The 15661-nt window shown below is 52.2% G+C and carries 13 protein-coding genes; 6 read left to right on the top strand and 7 right to left on the bottom strand.

Going from position 1 to position 15661, the window contains the following annotated elements:
• Window positions 1-187 precede the first annotated feature (187 nt).
• The 5 genes from ACGG9R_RS03015 to ACGG9R_RS03035 all read right to left on the bottom strand — a co-directional run bounded on the left by ACGG9R_RS03015 (window position 188) and on the right by ACGG9R_RS03035 (window position 6705).
• Window positions 188-1351 carry an MFS transporter gene (locus ACGG9R_RS03015; RefSeq protein WP_390151273.1) on the bottom strand — a complete coding sequence of 388 codons (1164 nt, stop codon included), beginning with the start codon at window positions 1349-1351 and terminating at the stop codon, window positions 188-190.
• Between the two features lie 370 nt (window positions 1352-1721).
• Complete coding sequence (locus ACGG9R_RS03020; RefSeq protein WP_390151276.1) at window positions 1722-2414, bottom strand: uracil-DNA glycosylase; 693 nt, start codon at window positions 2412-2414, stop codon at window positions 1722-1724.
• A 302-nt stretch (window positions 2415-2716) separates the two neighbouring features.
• Window positions 2717-4384, bottom strand: coding sequence for an ArnT family glycosyltransferase (locus ACGG9R_RS03025; RefSeq protein ID WP_390151279.1), 1668 nt, complete (start codon window positions 4382-4384; stop codon window positions 2717-2719).
• Between the two features lie 136 nt (window positions 4385-4520).
• Window positions 4521-6116 (bottom strand): ArnT family glycosyltransferase, encoded by a 1596-nt coding sequence (locus tag ACGG9R_RS03030; RefSeq protein ID WP_390151282.1) that lies wholly within the window; start codon window positions 6114-6116, stop codon window positions 4521-4523.
• Window positions 6103-6705 carry a DedA family protein gene (locus tag ACGG9R_RS03035; RefSeq protein WP_390151285.1) on the bottom strand — a complete coding sequence of 201 codons (603 nt, stop codon included), beginning with the start codon at window positions 6703-6705 and terminating at the stop codon, window positions 6103-6105. The genes ACGG9R_RS03030 and ACGG9R_RS03035 overlap by 14 nt, the downstream gene beginning before the upstream one ends.
• A 583-nt stretch (window positions 6706-7288) precedes the next feature.
• Between ACGG9R_RS03035 and ACGG9R_RS03040 the strand changes: the two genes are divergently transcribed.
• Window positions 7289-8092 (top strand): basic amino acid ABC transporter substrate-binding protein, encoded by an 804-nt coding sequence (locus tag ACGG9R_RS03040; protein WP_390151288.1) that lies wholly within the window; start codon window positions 7289-7291, stop codon window positions 8090-8092.
• Between the two features lie 402 nt (window positions 8093-8494).
• Window positions 8495-9295 (top strand): transporter substrate-binding domain-containing protein, encoded by an 801-nt coding sequence (locus ACGG9R_RS03045; RefSeq protein WP_390151291.1) that lies wholly within the window; start codon window positions 8495-8497, stop codon window positions 9293-9295.
• A gap of 297 nt (window positions 9296-9592) precedes the next feature.
• Here the strand turns inward: ACGG9R_RS03045 and ACGG9R_RS03050 are convergent, their stop codons facing one another.
• Both ACGG9R_RS03050 and ACGG9R_RS03055 read right to left on the bottom strand, forming a co-directional pair.
• Window positions 9593-10213: an HD-GYP domain-containing protein gene (locus ACGG9R_RS03050; RefSeq protein WP_390151294.1), complete on the bottom strand. Its 621-nt coding sequence runs from the start codon at window positions 10211-10213 to the stop codon at window positions 9593-9595.
• Window positions 10214-10439: 226 nt separating this feature from the next.
• Window positions 10440-10685 (bottom strand): GNAT family N-acetyltransferase, encoded by a 246-nt coding sequence (locus ACGG9R_RS03055; protein ID WP_390151296.1) that lies wholly within the window; start codon window positions 10683-10685, stop codon window positions 10440-10442.
• 339 nt (window positions 10686-11024) lie between these two features.
• Between ACGG9R_RS03055 and ACGG9R_RS03060 the strand changes: the two genes are divergently transcribed.
• The 4 genes from ACGG9R_RS03060 to ACGG9R_RS03075 all read left to right on the top strand — a co-directional run bounded on the left by ACGG9R_RS03060 (window position 11025) and on the right by ACGG9R_RS03075 (window position 15626).
• Complete coding sequence (locus ACGG9R_RS03060; RefSeq protein WP_390151299.1) at window positions 11025-11723, top strand: MBL fold metallo-hydrolase; 699 nt, start codon at window positions 11025-11027, stop codon at window positions 11721-11723.
• 100 nt (window positions 11724-11823) lie between these two features.
• Complete coding sequence (locus tag ACGG9R_RS03065) at window positions 11824-12126, top strand: hypothetical protein (protein ID WP_390151302.1); 303 nt, start codon at window positions 11824-11826, stop codon at window positions 12124-12126.
• Between the two features lie 533 nt (window positions 12127-12659).
• The gene (gene rny, locus ACGG9R_RS03070; protein WP_390151305.1) at window positions 12660-14234 is read left to right on the top strand and encodes a ribonuclease Y; all 1575 of its coding nucleotides are present in this window, start codon (window positions 12660-12662) and stop codon (window positions 14232-14234) included.
• A 255-nt stretch (window positions 14235-14489) separates the two neighbouring features.
• Complete coding sequence (locus ACGG9R_RS03075; RefSeq protein WP_390155060.1) at window positions 14490-15626, top strand: S1C family serine protease; 1137 nt, start codon at window positions 14490-14492, stop codon at window positions 15624-15626.
• Window positions 15627-15661: the final 35 nt, after the last annotated feature.

The raw sequence follows: 15661 nt of genomic DNA on the forward strand, positions 1-15661 counted from the left end.
AAAAAAGGAGTTGTGAAGAAATGAATCCTCATTTCTTCACAGCTCCTTTTTTGCGTTGTTGACTGGCGGCTAGGGATTGGGGGAAGACGCTATCCCCGTATCGCCTGCCTTCCCTGCATAGTGCATAGAAAAAAGGATACTTCACGCCGTGGTGTGAAGTATCCTGAAGAATCCGGTACAGCTGCTTTTACCCTTCCTTCTTCATATCAGGGATCAATTTCAGCACGCAGTACAGGAAGGCAAGGAAGGCGAAGGCTGCGCCGGCGAAGCCGATGCATGTGATCGAGATATACGTGCAGAGGAGGCCGCCCAGCCAGGTGCCGGAGCCGATGCCCAGATTGAAGATGCCCGAGAAGATGGACATGGCGACAGGGGCTTCAGCGCTGGTGGTGACCTGGATGGTTTCTGCCTGCAGTCCGACATTGAAGGCTGTCGCAGCCATGCCCCATAGGACGCAGATGGCGCAGATGGCGTAGAGATCTCCTGCAAGCGGATAGAAGAGGGAAAGTGCGATGACGAGGAGGAAGATCGTCGAGGCCAGGAGGGAATAGCGGTGGGCGTTATAGAGCTTGGAGAAAAGGAGGCTGCCCAGAAGTCCGGCAAAGCCGAAGACGGTGAGAAGCATTGTGATCCAGTCTGCCGGGAAGTGGGAGATCTGCAGCATGAAGGGTTCGATGTAGCTGTAGCAGGTGTAGTAACCGGAGGAGACGAGGAAGGAGAGGAGGAAGATACCGGCGAGGACTTTATTTCTGAAAAGCTTCGGCACATCTTTCACGGTGAAAGGCGCATTGCCGGAGACCTTCGGGAGCAGGAAGAAGAGGTAGGCGAGTGTCGCGAAGGAAATGACGGCCACGCAGGCGAAAGTCATGCGCCATCCGGCGGCGAGACCGATGAAGCGGCCCATGGGAAGTCCGAAGATCATGGCGATGGATGTCCCAGTGACGACCATGCCCATGGCAGTGGACTGGTGGGAGGCGGGGACAATGCGTGTCGCGATGGGGGTCGCGATGGACCAGAAGACGGAGTGGGCAAAAGCGACGCCGATACGGGAGGCGAGGAGGGTATAGTAGCCCGTAGAGATCGAAGAGAATACCTGTGATACGGCAAAGAGCGCGATCACGCCGAGAAGCAACGGGCGCAGCGGGATGCGTGAGCAGAGGATCATGAGCGGGAGCGACATCGCCATGACGACCCAGGCATAGATGGAGATCAGCAGGCCTGCGCGGGCTTCGCTGATGCCAAAGTCCATTGCGATGTCCGTCAGAAGGCCGATGGGCATGAATTCAGAGGTATTGAAAATAAAGGCAGAGAGTGTGATGCCGACGAGCGGCAGCCATTCACGTAAAGTCATAGATAAGCCATCCTTTGATAACGTATTCGCATAGGTGCGTAGATACGTATTATAGCATGCGATGGGGCGGGGGACAAGGTGAAGGGGATTCACAGGTTCAATGGGTTCAACGGGTTCAACGGGTTAAGGTGGCGGCTTCGCCGCGAATATATAGGGGGCGATGCCCGAAGGTCAGCGGATAGCAGGTTTCCCGTTTTCAGTTTTCTGACATCATACGCCAAACCGCGAATGACAAAGATTTCTCGCTGGCGCTCGAAATGACGATACGAGAGAGTCCCCGGTTCCCAGTCCCTAGTCACCAGTCACTAGTCACAAGATCGCCCCAATCAAAAACCCGCTTTGCAAAGCAGAGCGGGTTTCGTGCCAAAGCTCACTTTCCCATCGCTTCCTTCAGCTGGGCGCGGAAGATGGCTGCGCCGCCGTTTGCAGGATGGCGCAGGCCAGTGACGGAGAAGCCTGCTTCGGTGAGTGTCATCTCGCTCTTCCTTCCGATGGCAAAGAGCGGAAGGGGGCCGGTTAAGGAGAGGAGCTCTTTCGTATACGTGAGACCGATAGCGAGTTCTTCATCCGTCGGTGTGCGGTTCGTGAGGAGATTTCCTTTTTTATAAGGATGAAAGGGAAAGATGTTCCACAAGAGAAATTCATCGGGGGCAAGGCCGGCTTCGAGGCATGCGCTCCAGACGACGGAGTCAGTGGGCTCATTGAAGCCTTTTTCTTTCTGAGCAGCCTTCGTGATGAAGGGGCTGTCCATCCGGCTGGTGCGTGTGCCTTCACGGCAGAGGATCATCCGGCTCGTGACTTTGGGATGCTGGTTCAAGAGCATACGCTCGCAGGTCATGGCGATGCCGGAGAAGTGTCCGCCCTGATAGCCGCAGGCTTCAGCGATGAGAAGGATCTTTGCCCGCCCGATGCGCAGGGCGAGGTAGTCCGTAAGCTGCTCTTGTCGGATAGAGACGGCGCGGGCGACTTCGTAGTCTGCGTCTGTATCACGCCATGGATTGAAGACGTTCTCGCCCTTGTAGGCGGAGAGAGAAGTGAGGAAATGGGAGAGATTGTCGTTCATGATGAGCCTTTCAAATGGGGAGTTAGTAGGAATTAGGAATTAGGAATGGTTGTGCGGCGCATAAAAATCAAAAGCGCCGCGGAGTTTTGATAGCGCTTCGCGCCGTCGTCATCTCGAGCGTAGCCGAGAGATCTTTCTTGCACTGCGGTCAGTATCACATAGGCACTGTACGGAAACGACGCCTTGGTGCTACACACATCCTTTGTTTATCGGTCTGCAAGGAAGATTTCTTGTTTGCGCTCGAAATGACGATACGAGAGAGTCTGATGCCGCTTAATCTCTGGATCGCTAGTCACCAGTCATTAGTCACAAGTCCCCACAAACCGATAAACTGTCCCAGCCTTGGTGCTTTCTACTTTTTCAAAATGGGGAGCGAGCGACCATGCGTCGAAGAATTTGGCTTTCCCGTTTGCTACATAGAGGTAGCTGGGCCTATCAGAGGCCTTGGCAGATTCTATGAATTGCTCTTCGTTGACGGTAGGGATGGGAGATTTCTTATCCCAGCGGGCATCGCGCTTTTCCTGGTTCAGCAGCGGTTCATCAGGCAGGAGGCGTGTTGCGATGTCGCCTGTGTAGTAGCTGTAGCTGGCGGGATAGGTGAGGAAGAAATAGTGCTTTCCTTTCTCTTCCTGAATGGCACTATCGATCTCAAAGGCGGATCGGGTCATCATGAAGTGGGGAAGACCTTCGGAGATACAGCAGAGGAAGGCGGACGCCGTGACCGCGGAGATGATGGTGAGGCGTTTGTATTGGTTCGCTTTCCAGCGGATGAGGTAGGCGAAGAGGCCATAAGCAAGGACCGCGTAGAAGACAAGCCAGTTTCCTTCTTTTAGACGGAAGGTGCCGACAAGGAGCGCTGTCATAAGGATCAGGAGGCCGAGACCGCCCAGAATGGAGGGGAGCTTTTCGCCCATGCGGATGCGGAGCGCGCCGAAGGCGGCAAAGGTGATGGCGGGAACGACGGAAATGTAGGAATAGGTGACATACTTCGTGGCCATCAGGGTGTAGAAGAGGATGGTGCCCCAGCACCAGACCATGAGGAAGAGGTAGAAGGCGCCCTTCTCTTTCCAGCGCATTTTCATTTCATAAAAGGAAACAAAAGCCCATGGGAGGAGCGAGGCGGGAAGGAGGATGAGGTAGTAGTACCAGTGGTTGTCCTCGGGATGCTCGGAGGAGGTGGCGCGGAGGACGTTGTGCAGTCCCAGAAATTCATTGATGAAATCACTGCCGTGGATCGCATACATGCCGCCGTACCAGGGAAGGACGATGGCAAAGAAGGCGAGAAGCCCCTGCCAGGGGAAAAGGCGGAGAATGGTCTTCGGCTCTTTCATCGAAAGGCACCAGATGACAAGGAGAAGGCCGGGAAGGACGAGGCCGACGGGGCCTTTCGTGAGGCAGGCAAGCCCTGCGGCAGCGTAGGCGATCACCAAGTGCTTTTTGCTGTTTTCTGTGATGCCGATGTAGGCAGAAAACATGGTCGGGATGTTGAAGAGGAGAAGGATGCTGTCGGTGATGATGGCGTGGGAGATCACCCAGCACTCGAGCGAGGTCGCGAGCATGACGCCGGCCCAGATGGAGACGACATTGTCCTTCAGGGTGCGCCGGAGGTACCAGATGAGAAGTGTCACGGAGAGGGCGCCTGTAAGTACTGCCGGCAGGCGGGCGGCGAGGTCGGTAAAGCCAAGTGCGCTGTAGGCGAGCGAGAGGAGCCAGTAGACCATGATGGGCTTGTCATACCAGTAGACGCCATAGATCTGCGGGGACATCCAGTCGCCGGACTCCACCATTTCACGGGCGGTCAGTGCGTAGTTCGACTCGACCGGATCGGTGATCGGAAGCAGCCAGCTGCCCCAGAGGAAGAAGAGAAAGGCGATGATGAAGAAGCTGATAAAAGAGATCAAGGTGCTGCGTTCGTTCTCTTTGGCAAGCTGCGCCTGTTTTCTCTCACGCTTTTGACGTTTTGTACTCAAGGAGACCTCCTGTAACTAGAACTGTGACATGGTGAAGCGGCGTACCCTTCCGTACGCTACGAAACATAGAGAGTGATGGTCATATCTCATGTCATGCATGCCTGTCGGATCGGACGATGATGGAAACAGCAGCTCCTCATGGCTCTGCATGTCTTACCAGAAATACCGCTGTATCCTTTTCCCACAGCAGCCGTGCTTCTGCTTTCAGCTTTTCCGGCCAATGGTCATAGATCTTTTTCTGTACAAGAATGTAGGCATGATCTGGAAGGGTGAGGGCATTGTCTTTGCCGGGAAGAAGGACGCCATCGGCTTCATTTTTTTCCGTTTCCCGGCGTTTTCGTTCGTCAAATTCCGGAAGGGCTTTTCCGTAGATGCCTGTGTAGAAGGCAACAGATGGCCGGTAGAAGGTATCGATATAGACCGGAAGTTCAGGCGCCTTTTCTGTTTCCGAGAGCGTCTCTGCAATGGCCTTCGAGGTGAAGAGACTGGAAACGGGAGCGGCAAAGAGGCCCCAGACGGATGTCACGAAGAGAAGGATGAGGCAGGCCTGCGAGCAGAGGAAGCCGCGCATACGCCCCTTTGACAGCATGTGGACAGAAAAGAGAGCAGAGAGGATCATGAAGAGGGAAATGCCGTATTTCACTATAGCGCCGCCTGCGGGGGTAAGCGGCGCGAGGCTGATGGCGATAGCGGTCGTCAGGGCAAAGAAGAGATGGAAGCCCATGAGGGACTTGGAAACATGCCCCGCTTCTCTGATCTCCGTGAGATATTTCCCCGCCAGAAGCGAGAGCGGAGGAAACATCGGAAGGATGTAGGAGAAGAGCTGCGTCGAGGAGAGTGTAAAGAAAAGGAAAATGACGAGCGCCCAAACGATGAGGTAGAAGAGGACAGGGTCTGATCTCCATTTTCGTAAACGCCGAAGTATACCGGGCAGTGTGCCTGTCCATGGATAGAAACCGGCGATCAGGACGACGAGGTAGAGCCAGTAGTGGTTCTGCCCGGCATGCTCCGGACTGATGAAGCGCGTCACATTGTGATAGCCGAGGAAGGTATCGATGAAGGCATCTCCGTGGATCATGCCCATTGCCAGATACCAGGGAAGTCCCACGAGACAGGCGAGGGGGATCCCCCAGGTCCAGCGGAGTGCCATGATATTTTTGAAAGTGAAAGATCCCCTGAAGATCATCCAAAGCCCTACGATGAGTGCTGGAAATCCAAAGCCGATCGGGCCCTTCGCAAGGAGCGAGAGACCGCAGAAGATATAGGCGGGGATATATTCTTTTCGAAGAAATGAAATGAGGGCGACGGTGAGCGTGAAGGTCAACGTCGCATCCGTCACCGAGCTTCTGGCAAGGACGATGATCTCCAGAGAGGAGGCAGAGATGAAGGCACCGTAGAGCGCAGCCTTCTCACCTACTAGCTTTCGCATAGACAGGTAGAGGTAGGGCGAGAGCAGCGCACCCATCAGGATCGAAGGGAGACGGGCACTCGTGGTCGAGACTCCGAAGAGAGTGAAGGAGATCGATTCCAACCAATAGAAAAGCGGCGGCTTATCATACCAGAATTCGCCATAGATGCGGGGAGACAGCCAGTCGCCTGTAGAGAGCATTTCCTTCGCTGTTTCGCCGTAGACTGGCTCATCTGGGTCGAGCAGAGGAATGAGACCGGAAAAAGTGCCGTAGAGGGCGAGACAGAAAAGGAAAAGTAAGATGCAGTTTTTATTGAGCTTCATGTTTATTATTCTTATGTTTCTGATAGAAATGGAAAGCAACTGCGATGATGGCGCAGATGACGATGCAGACAAGAGCGATCTCCAGCTTGTAAGAGAGGAGCGAATGCCAGTTTTCTCCCAGCATGGCACCCATGTAGACCAGGAATATGGTCCAGGGGATAGTGCCGATGATGGTCAGGATCGTGAATTCCGGGAGGGGAAATTGTGCGATGCCCGCAGGCAGGGAAATGAAGGTACGGATCCCCGGAAGCAGACGGCCGGTAAAGACCGCAATGCCGCCGTAGGTCTCAAACCAGTTTTTTGCGGCGATCATTTTTTTCGCGCCCATACCGCCTTTCTGCGTGTGGCGAAGGATCATGTCGCGCCCGCCCTTGTAGCCCATGTAGTAGGAGGCCAAGGAGCCGATCAGCCCAGCCAGTGTGCCGATCAAGATCGTCGGCCAGAAGGAGAAGACACCCTGCGAGACGAGGAAACCCGCAAAGCCCAGAATGATCTCACTGGGGATGGGGATATTCATGTTTTCGAGCGCCATACAGATAAAGAGCGCAAGATAGCCCCATTCAGAGAGAAAAGATATGATGAATTCCATAGATAGGTCCTTTTGAAAAAACAAGTATAACAAGGGGCAGGATCGGATGATGGCAGGCGTCACTCTCGGAGTCAGCCGCCGGGTCACTCGCTATCGGCTGTTCGTATTTCTAAAGCCTAGACCCTGATTCCTATCATCACTATATCAGACATTGCTTTCGATTTTTTAAATAAATTGTGGGTATTTGTAGAATCATATATATTCTAAACTATAGCATGGATAAAGGGGTGGGTCAATCAAATAGCAGGTTTGAGAAGGGCAATAGGAATTAGGACCGCGAGTGACTCGTGACTGGTGGCTAGGAATTAGTAGCTAGGGATTAGGTTTGCGATACGAGAAAATCGCTAATTTCAAATCTCCGCGGCGCTTCTGATTTTTATGCGCCGCACCACCATTTCTCATTCAAGCGAGGCTTTAAAATGTAATCAAAGGGGCACCACATCCCACGGGCTAACCCTGAACCCTTCTTTGAATATTTATTCGAAAAGCTAGAATAATTTGACATATGTCCGAAGAATTGATAAGATACAAACAGTTGGTTTACTGCTTATTTATATATGTATAGAGTATGGAGATGATCAGAATGATGAATAAAAAAATGAAAATTCTTCTGGCGATGGGCGCTATGGCAGCGGTGGTCCTTGTTTCCGGCTGCGGCGGCGATGCAAAATCTGGCGAGAGTGCAGCGAAGTCTGGCTCCGGCATCCCGAAAGTCATCCGCGTCGGCTCGGAAACCACGTTCCCGCCATTTGAATTTACCAAGGATGATAAATATGTAGGCTTCGACCTGGATCTTGCGGATGCGGTCATCAAACAGATGGGCAGCCAGATGGAATTCAAGTCCATGGGCTTCGATGCGCTGATCCCGGCTGTCCAGTCCGGACAGATCGATCTCATTGCAGCAGGTCTCGATGCGACACCGGAACGCGAAAAGCAGGTCGCTTTCTCCGATCCCTATTTCACACAGAATGGCTATATCATCATTGTCAGAAAAGACAATGATGATATCAAGGACTGGGCAGATCTGGAAGGCAAGAATGTCGGTGCGCAGGTCGGCACGCAGCAGGTGAAGCTCGCGCAGGAAGCCAAAGCCGCACAGGTGAAGCAGCTCGACTCGAATTCTCAGGCATTCATGGAACTGCAGGCTAAGACGCTCGATGCGGTTGTCATCGACCAGCCTGTCGGCATGTACTACCTGAAGCAGGGCGGCGACAAAGATCTGAAGATCGTCGGCACCTCCAAGGGCGCCAACGGCATGGTCTTCGCAGTGAAGAAAGAAAATAAAGAACTGCAGGCGGCGGTGAATAAGGCGCTGAAGGAGATCAAAGCAAACGGGACCTATGATAAGATCTTCGAAAAATGGTTCGGCAAGCAGGAAAAGAAATAAGCGTGACAGGATAGAAGGAGCGGGCATTGTCCCGCTCCTTTTTGCGTGCGTGCCATCGCTGACCGGAAGGACGGTTTCATAAAGTTGAAATTTTAAAGTCTTTAGAAAAACAGTACATGATGCCGGGTTTTATTGGAAACACTTGAAATTTTAAAGTGAAAAAATGGTCGGATTCCAGTATACTTTTTATATATGATTCTGCAAAGATTTAAGGAAACGCTGATTCAATCACAGAATCAGATTTCATATGGATTTTTATACATAGCGTCGTCGACATTCTTCTTAAATAGCTCGCTATTCGCGCTCCCTGTCTCCTCGCTCTATATAAAAATCCAAGAATGAAATCCGATAACGATTGAATCAGTGTTTCCTTAAAAACATTGGATCTCGGGAGGAAATCACATGAACAAAAATGTAATGAAATCAGCCGCTTTCGTTCTGGCAGCCAGTGCTATTTTCTTTTCCACCGGATGTGGTGGGGAGGCAGGGAGCAGCATGGCGACGTCGAAGAAAAAGCTCAGTGTTGCTGTGGAGGCCTCCTATGCCCCCTTCGAATATAAAGATGAAGACGGTCACATCATCGGCTTCGATGTGGACCTCATGAAGGCAGTCGCACAGAAAATGGATGCGGAGGCAGAGTTCAATAACCTTCCTTTTGAACAGATTTTCCACTTCGTCGGTGACAAGAAGATCCAGCTTGGGATTTCCGCCATCGGCGCAACGGAAGAACGTAAGAAGCACGTGTCTTTCAGTGATCCATACTACAGCCTCGGAAGCTACGTCATCGTAGTCCGCCCCGGCACGGAAGGGATCCATGGGCCGGAAGATCTGAAGGGTAAGATCGTAGCCGCCGAACGTGGTACTACGAATGAAGTGAAGGCGAAGGAGCTTTCTCCGGCGCGCACGGTGATGCCTGACTACTATAAGGATGTCTTCAAGGCAGTGGAAGAGGGAGAAGCGGATGCAGCTATCATGGATGAACCGGGAGCGAAGTACTATCTGGAACACGAAGGCAGAGGCAAGCTGACCACGGCCGGCGCCATCCCGACCGGAGAGCAGTTCGTCATCATCATGGCGAAGGATGACAAGGCCATGCAGCAGGAAGTCAATGCGGCGCTGAAGAAGGTCATGGAAGACGGGACCTATGACAAGCTCTCGCAGAAGTGGTTCTTTGAAAAAGCGGCCGATGAGGCAAAAAAATAATAGCTGGAGAAATGTTGAAGCAAATAAAAAGCTATGGTGAAACGGAAGTTTCATCATAGCTTTTTTGTTCATGGCTAGCCCATGGAGCGTGCTGTTCACTGATTACGTTTGAAAGGCCTGCTCGAATGAGAAATGTTGGTGCGGCGCAAAAATAATGAAGCGCCGCGAATGATATATGGGGGATGCCCGAAAATAGTATTCAAGTGACTGGTGGCTAGTGACTAGTCGCTCAAGACTCCGAATCCCTAGCCACTAATCCCTAGTCACCAGTCACCAGTCACGAGTCCCTCAAGGCCTTCATTTCAGATCCGTTTTGTGGAACAGGACTTTGATGAAGGCGGCAATGACCTCGGGATCAAAAAGGATAGAGGAGCCGCTGAAGATCTCACGTGTGACTTCAGCCTTTGTCTTCTCTGAGAAGTCCGGTGAGGAGTAGATGGCGGTATCGTAGTAGTCTGCGACGGCAATGATCCGCGCTCCGAGAGGAATATTCACGTTCTTGAGGTGCTTCGGAAAGCCGGTCCCGTCCCAGTGCTCGTGATGGCAGCGGATGTAGGGAAGAAGATCCTGACAACCCGGGATGGACTCGAGCATATTTGCGCCAAGCTCCGGATGTTTTTTATACAGCGAGAGCTCTCTTCGAGAAAGGTAGGGCGCCTTAGACAGGATCTGATTCGGCAGGGAGATGAGGCCGATGTCATGCAGAAGCCCCGCATAGCGGATGAGTGTGATCTCATTCGAAGGCAGCTTCATATATACGGCTGTCGCAGCTGCATAGTTCGAGACGCGGACAGAGTGGTCGTAAAGCGCAGCGGATTTCAGACGCAGCAGGTCTGCAAAATGTAGAGTGATGGTTTCGAGCATGTTTTGCGTTTCCCGGAAAGAGATCGGGTTTTGAAAGAGAGACGAACTATACATGGTGGTTCCTCTGTGAAAAAGGGTTAAAGGTTCAGGGTTCAGGGTTAGCCCTTGGGGCGTGCCGCCCCCCTTGATTGTAGATGAAAGTCTCGCATGAATGAGAAATTAGAAATGAGAAATGCGAAATGGTGGTGCGGCGCATAAAAAATCTGAAGCGCCGCGAAGTATAAGAAATATAAGAAGTATAAATAATGGCGATGCCATGAGCTGGCATTCCAGTCACAAGTCACTTGTTTTTTTCCATCCAATGGCTCATGTAAGAGCATTCGGAGTGGATGATATAGTGATGGCGGATGGCCCATTCATAGAAGGCAGAAGCCAGCTTTCCGGCGATGCCGCGTCCGGCGAGGGCATCGGGGACTTTTGTATGGGTGACGGTGAGAATATTTCCCGCGCAGGTATACTCCATATAGGCGGTTCCTTTCGGGTCTTCCTGTAGAAATCGACAATGGGCTTCATCATGGATAATCATAAGAAGGACCTCCTGTTTTCTGCAAAAGACACAATGAACATTGTACACAATTTAAGGACAAAGGTCAAAGAAAATCTGAAAAATATATAAATCCCATCAGGTATGGTATAATTGGTGCCGAAGGCGGCAGCAGGCAGATCTCTGGCGAATACGCTGTATTTCTGCTGGATTCCGTTTCCTGCTCCGTATGCTGACTCTTTGGCTATCATACTATATATATGCTATTGATGAGGTAATTGCACAACAATTATAATTATTATACTATAAATAGTTCTGCTTTTCATCACAGGTAAAATCTATAAATACGTACGAATCTTTCAATATCGGAGGAGAGTGCTTATGAGCGATATCATTTATTTTCTGCATCACAGCGGATTCATCTATGAAAATGAGACAAGCCTTCTTGTTTTTGATTTCTATAAAGACCCGGAGAACCGGCTGGAGACGCTTCTTAAGGATTCTACGAAGAAATTGTATTTCTTTGTGAGTCATTATCATGCCGATCATTTTAACCGCGATATACGAAAGTGGGAAGAGCGGGCAGAGGCCTACATCATGCATAAGAACTGCTGGCTGACGATGGACAGGGAAGAAAAGAAGCATCTTATGGTCCCCGGAGATACGCTGACGATCGGCGATCTGACGGTCACTATGTATGGCTCGACAGATGAGGGAGGCTCGTTTCTGGTCAAAAGCGGGGGCAAGACGATCTTCCACGCGGGAGATCTGAACTGGTGGCACTGGGCCGGCGAACCGGCGGCGGATAATCTGGCCGCCAGGCGGGATTTCTTCCATGAGCTGTCCCGCTTTTCCGAAAGACAGGTCGATGTGGCCTTTTTCCCGGTGGATGCTCGGCAGCAGGCGGCCCGCGAGTGGGGCGTCATGGCGTATCTTGAAAGGGTAGAGCCGAAGCTCCTCGTCGCGATGCATGCTTACGGCAAGCGCTGGCTTCCCTCTTATGAATTTCTCTGGCATTATCCGGAACAGAAGCTCTGGATCCCCGAAAAGGATGGAGATGTCAAGGAGGCGGAGTCTTAGCCCTGGCGATCTCTGATCTTGGTTTAAGGAAATGCGGAACGGATCAGCATTTCCTTACCTTTGACACGAAGGATTATATAACCGGCATGGGAGGAACTTTATGACAAACGGCTGGATGTGGATCATTGGCATTATGCTGATTGGCGGATTCATCCTGCAGATGACGCCGCTCATGTTTTATCTGTACGCGGTCTTTGGTGTGCATCTCTCTATCCTTTTGATCTCGTACCTGATCCTTCGAAGAGAGCGGGGCATCGATCTGCGGGCGAATATGCTCTTCATGCTGGGGCTTACGGTGATCAATATCATGACGGATCTTGGGATCATGAATTACCATATGTCCTGGGCAGCGGTGGCGGCTCTTTTCATATGGTCTCTCTTTGGGGGAGGAAGAAGGGGATAGGAGTGGCTGGTAATTCGTGACTAGTGACTGGTGACTGAAATACCACTTTCGGGCATCGCCCTATTTATACTTTGCGGCGCTTCTGATTTTTATGCGCCGCACCACTCCTAACTCCTAACTAGAAAGCGTGACGTTTTCAAATGGAATCAAAGGGCAGCACGCCCTACGGGCTACCCAGCCCTCTATCTCAACCTTGACAATAAAAAATAAACATTTTAAAATTGATGCAGTGCTTAAATCATCGTGATACGATGCCCGTCGTATGTGCAGCGTCCCCGATGGATCAGCATGCAAGCTGCAAGCCCAGTGAGAACTCCGCGAGCGGAGGGATTCTTATTATAGATAAAGGCCATCCGTCAGCCTTTTCGCCATCATCACCTGCTGTAATTTTTGCAAAGGATGTTTTGTGTCATAGGAACCTTTTCTCTTGAAGGATGAAAGACCATTTACCACGGCCTGCACTTTCCGGCGTGCCCGGAGCTACGTATTTCCTGTCTTAAAATAATAAAATCAGAAAGAGAGAGGTGAACCATTTGACACTGGATGAAGTTTTACTCTACGTCATTCTCTGTGGTATCGCAGCGGCTGTCTGCGGTACGGGGATCGGTTATCTGCTGCGCAAGCGTATCGCAGAAGCCCGGATCGGTTCTGCAGAGGAAAAAGCGAAGCAGATCGCAGAGGATGCGAAAAAGATGCTGGATACAGCGTCTCGTGAAGCGGAGACGCTGAAGAAAGAAACCTTGGTACAGACCCGTGAGGAGATCCATAAGCTCCGCGAGGATATGGAAAAGGAAAATAAGGATCGCCGCGAAGAACTGGCGAAGTACGAGCAGCGTCTGGTACAGAAGGACAATAATCTGGATCAGCGCAGCAGCAATCTGGAACAGCGCGAATCACAGCTGGACCGCAAAGAAAATCAGGTCAAGGCCCAGAAAGAAAAAGTCGATGCCCTGTATGTGTCCCAGCAGGCGAAGCTGGAAGAGATCTCCCAGCTGTCCCGTGAACAGGCGAAGGATATGATCCTGTCCCGTGTGGATGAGGAGCTGACGCATGAGAAGGCGGTCCGCATCCGTGATGCGGTCGAGGAAGCCAAGAGCAGTGCGGATACCAAAGCGAGAGAGATCATCGCGGCTGCCATTCAGAGAAATGCGGCCGATACCGTATCAGAGACCACAGTTTCCGTCGTGGCTCTTCCGAACGAAGAGATGAAGGGACGCATCATTGGTCGTGAAGGCAGAAATATCCGCGCCATCGAAACGCTGACCGGCGTCGATCTTATCATCGATGATACTCCGGAAGCTGTCATTCTGTCGTGCTTTGATCCGATCCGCCGTGAAGTCGCGCGTCTTGCGCTGGAAAGTCTTGTCAAGGATGGCCGTATCCATCCAGCCCGCATCGAAGAGGTCGTGGCAAAGACGAAGAAAGAAGTGGATAAGGCGATCCGTGAAGCCGGTGAACAGGCTGTCATGGAATGCGGAATCCGCGGTATGAATCCTGAACTGATCAAGACGCTTGGCCGTCTGAAGTATCGTACCAGCTATGGGCAGAATGTCCTGCAGCACTGCATTGATACCTCCTATTTCTCCGGCATCCTGGCGGCTGAAGTGGGAGCCGATGTAGAGCTTGCCAGAAGAGCGGGTCTGCTTCATGATATCGGCAAGGCTGTCGATCGGGAACAGGAGGGGACGCATGTAGAACTCGGCGTGGAGCTCGCTCAGAAATACCATGAATCGCCGCAGGTCATCAATGCCATTGCTTCCCATCATGGGGATACAGAGCCGACTTGTGTCGAGTCTGTACTGGTCGCTGCGGCTGATGCGATCTCCGCTGCCCGCCCGGGTGCCCGCCGCGAGACACTGGAAAACTATATCAAGAGACTCACGAAGCTCGAAGATATTGCGAAATCCTTCCCAGGCGTGGCCAGCTGCTATGCCATTCAGGCAGGACGTGAGCTGCGTGTCATCGTGAAGCCGGAGAAGGTCAATGAGGATCAGGCCGTCATTCTGGCGCATGATATTTCCCAGCGGATCGAAAAGGAGCTCCAGTATCCGGGGCAAGTCAAGGTGGTCGTCATCCGCGAGACCCGCGCGACGGATATTGCAAAATAATGCTTACCAAAAGAAGCTGCTTCGGCAGCTTCTTTTTCTTTTTGGGGGCAGGTATGCTATAATGAGGAACACATTAGGAGGGGGACTCTGGCGGACGGGGAGCAGGGAGCGGATTGCGATCTTGTTTCCGTTGGTTCCATCGGGCCTGACAGACAAAAAGGACAGATCGAGTGATAGATTTTACAGTAATGAATAGAGGTACTCATCATGGATAGAGAAGACTTGGATCAGCAGCTGAAAGAGCATGGGGAAGCCATGCAGAAAGAGATCACCGGATCCCGCAAGGGACGGATGAAGCTCTTCGCCGCAGCACTTGCGCTGCTCGTCATCGGCGGCGCGGGAGGCTGCTTCTTCGGCGAGTTTCCGGCGATCCCGAAGAGGGACGCTTCTTCCTCGTACCAGGTACCGCAGGGGGCGGATAAGAAGCTGCAGGAGCTGCCGGCCATCCGCAATACGGCGATCGTGCAGGCGGTGAAAGAGGTCGGGCCGGCGGTCGTCGGCATCACGACCAAGGTATATGATCGCGATATGTTTAACCGCCGCGTCGAAGTCGGGCAAAGCGTAGGATCGGGTGTGGTCTTTGACAAGAAAGGCTACATCGTGACGAATAACCACGTCGTCTCCGGCAGCAGGGAGGTCAATGTCTCGCTTTCTTCCGGAAAGACAGTTTCCGGCAAAGTGGTGGGGACGGATCCGTCGACCGATCTTGCTGTCGTCAAGATCGAAGGCAGTGACGATCTCCCCGTAGCTTCTTTGGGAGACTCGGATGGCCTGCAGGTCGGAGAAACGGCGATCGCGATCGGGAATCCATTGGGTCTTGAATTTCAGGGAACCGTAACGGTCGGCGTCATCAGCGCATTGAACAGAAGCCTCGATGATATCGACCAGCGTTTCAAGCTCATTCAGACCGATGCAGCCATCAATCCGGGCAACTCCGGCGGGGCACTTGTCACCGCTGATGGAAAGGTCGTCGGGATCAATAGTGCGAAGATCGCGAAAGAAGGGGTCGAAGGCATGGGCTTTGCCATCCCGATCAATCAGGCAAAGGGCATCATCTCGCAGCTCATAGACCATGGCAAAGTGACGCGTGCCTATCTTGGCGTGTATGCAGCAGACAAGGATATTGCCGCCCGCTACGGTTACAGCTGGGATCACGAGAAGGGAGTCCTCGTCATGAAGATCGCGGCCAGGAGCCCGATCAGCCTGACTGACATTGAGCCGGGGGACTACATTCTTGCGATCGATGGGAAGGAGTGCAATACTATGAAGGAGATGCGGGAAATCCTCGATACTCATAAGCCGGGGGAAAAGATCTCCATCACCTACGAGCACCAGGGAAGAGAAGCCAAGGCGGATGTCCTTCTTGCGGCTGCACCGGAGAATAATAAGTAAGGAAACGATCTGACGAGCGGTTTCCTATCGAAAAA

Source organism: Dialister sp. i34-0019-2H8 (genome assembly GCF_042846925.1).
Lineage (GTDB): Bacteria > Bacillota > Negativicutes > Veillonellales > Dialisteraceae > Dialister.

Coding starts and splice junctions, on each gene's coding strand:
- ACGG9R_RS03020 (WP_390151276.1), bottom strand. CDS start 2,414: ATGAACGACAATCTCTCCCATTTCCTCACTTCTCTCTCCGCCTACAAG.
- ACGG9R_RS03050 (WP_390151294.1), bottom strand. CDS start 10,213: ATGTATAGTTCGTCTCTCTTTCAAAACCCGATCTCTTTCCGGGAAACG.
- ACGG9R_RS03040 (WP_390151288.1), top strand. CDS start 7,289: ATGATGAATAAAAAAATGAAAATTCTTCTGGCGATGGGCGCTATGGCA.
- ACGG9R_RS03035 (WP_390151285.1), bottom strand. CDS start 6,705: ATGGAATTCATCATATCTTTTCTCTCTGAATGGGGCTATCTTGCGCTC.
- ACGG9R_RS03055 (WP_390151296.1), bottom strand. CDS start 10,685: ATGATTATCCATGATGAAGCCCATTGTCGATTTCTACAGGAAGACCCG.
- ACGG9R_RS03045 (WP_390151291.1), top strand. CDS start 8,495: ATGAACAAAAATGTAATGAAATCAGCCGCTTTCGTTCTGGCAGCCAGT.
- ACGG9R_RS03075 (WP_390155060.1), top strand. CDS start 14,490: ATGCAGAAAGAGATCACCGGATCCCGCAAGGGACGGATGAAGCTCTTC.
- ACGG9R_RS03030 (WP_390151282.1), bottom strand. CDS start 6,116: ATGAAGCTCAATAAAAACTGCATCTTACTTTTCCTTTTCTGTCTCGCC.
- ACGG9R_RS03065 (WP_390151302.1), top strand. CDS start 11,824: ATGACAAACGGCTGGATGTGGATCATTGGCATTATGCTGATTGGCGGA.
- ACGG9R_RS03015 (WP_390151273.1), bottom strand. CDS start 1,351: ATGACTTTACGTGAATGGCTGCCGCTCGTCGGCATCACACTCTCTGCC.
- ACGG9R_RS03060 (WP_390151299.1), top strand. CDS start 11,025: ATGAGCGATATCATTTATTTTCTGCATCACAGCGGATTCATCTATGAA.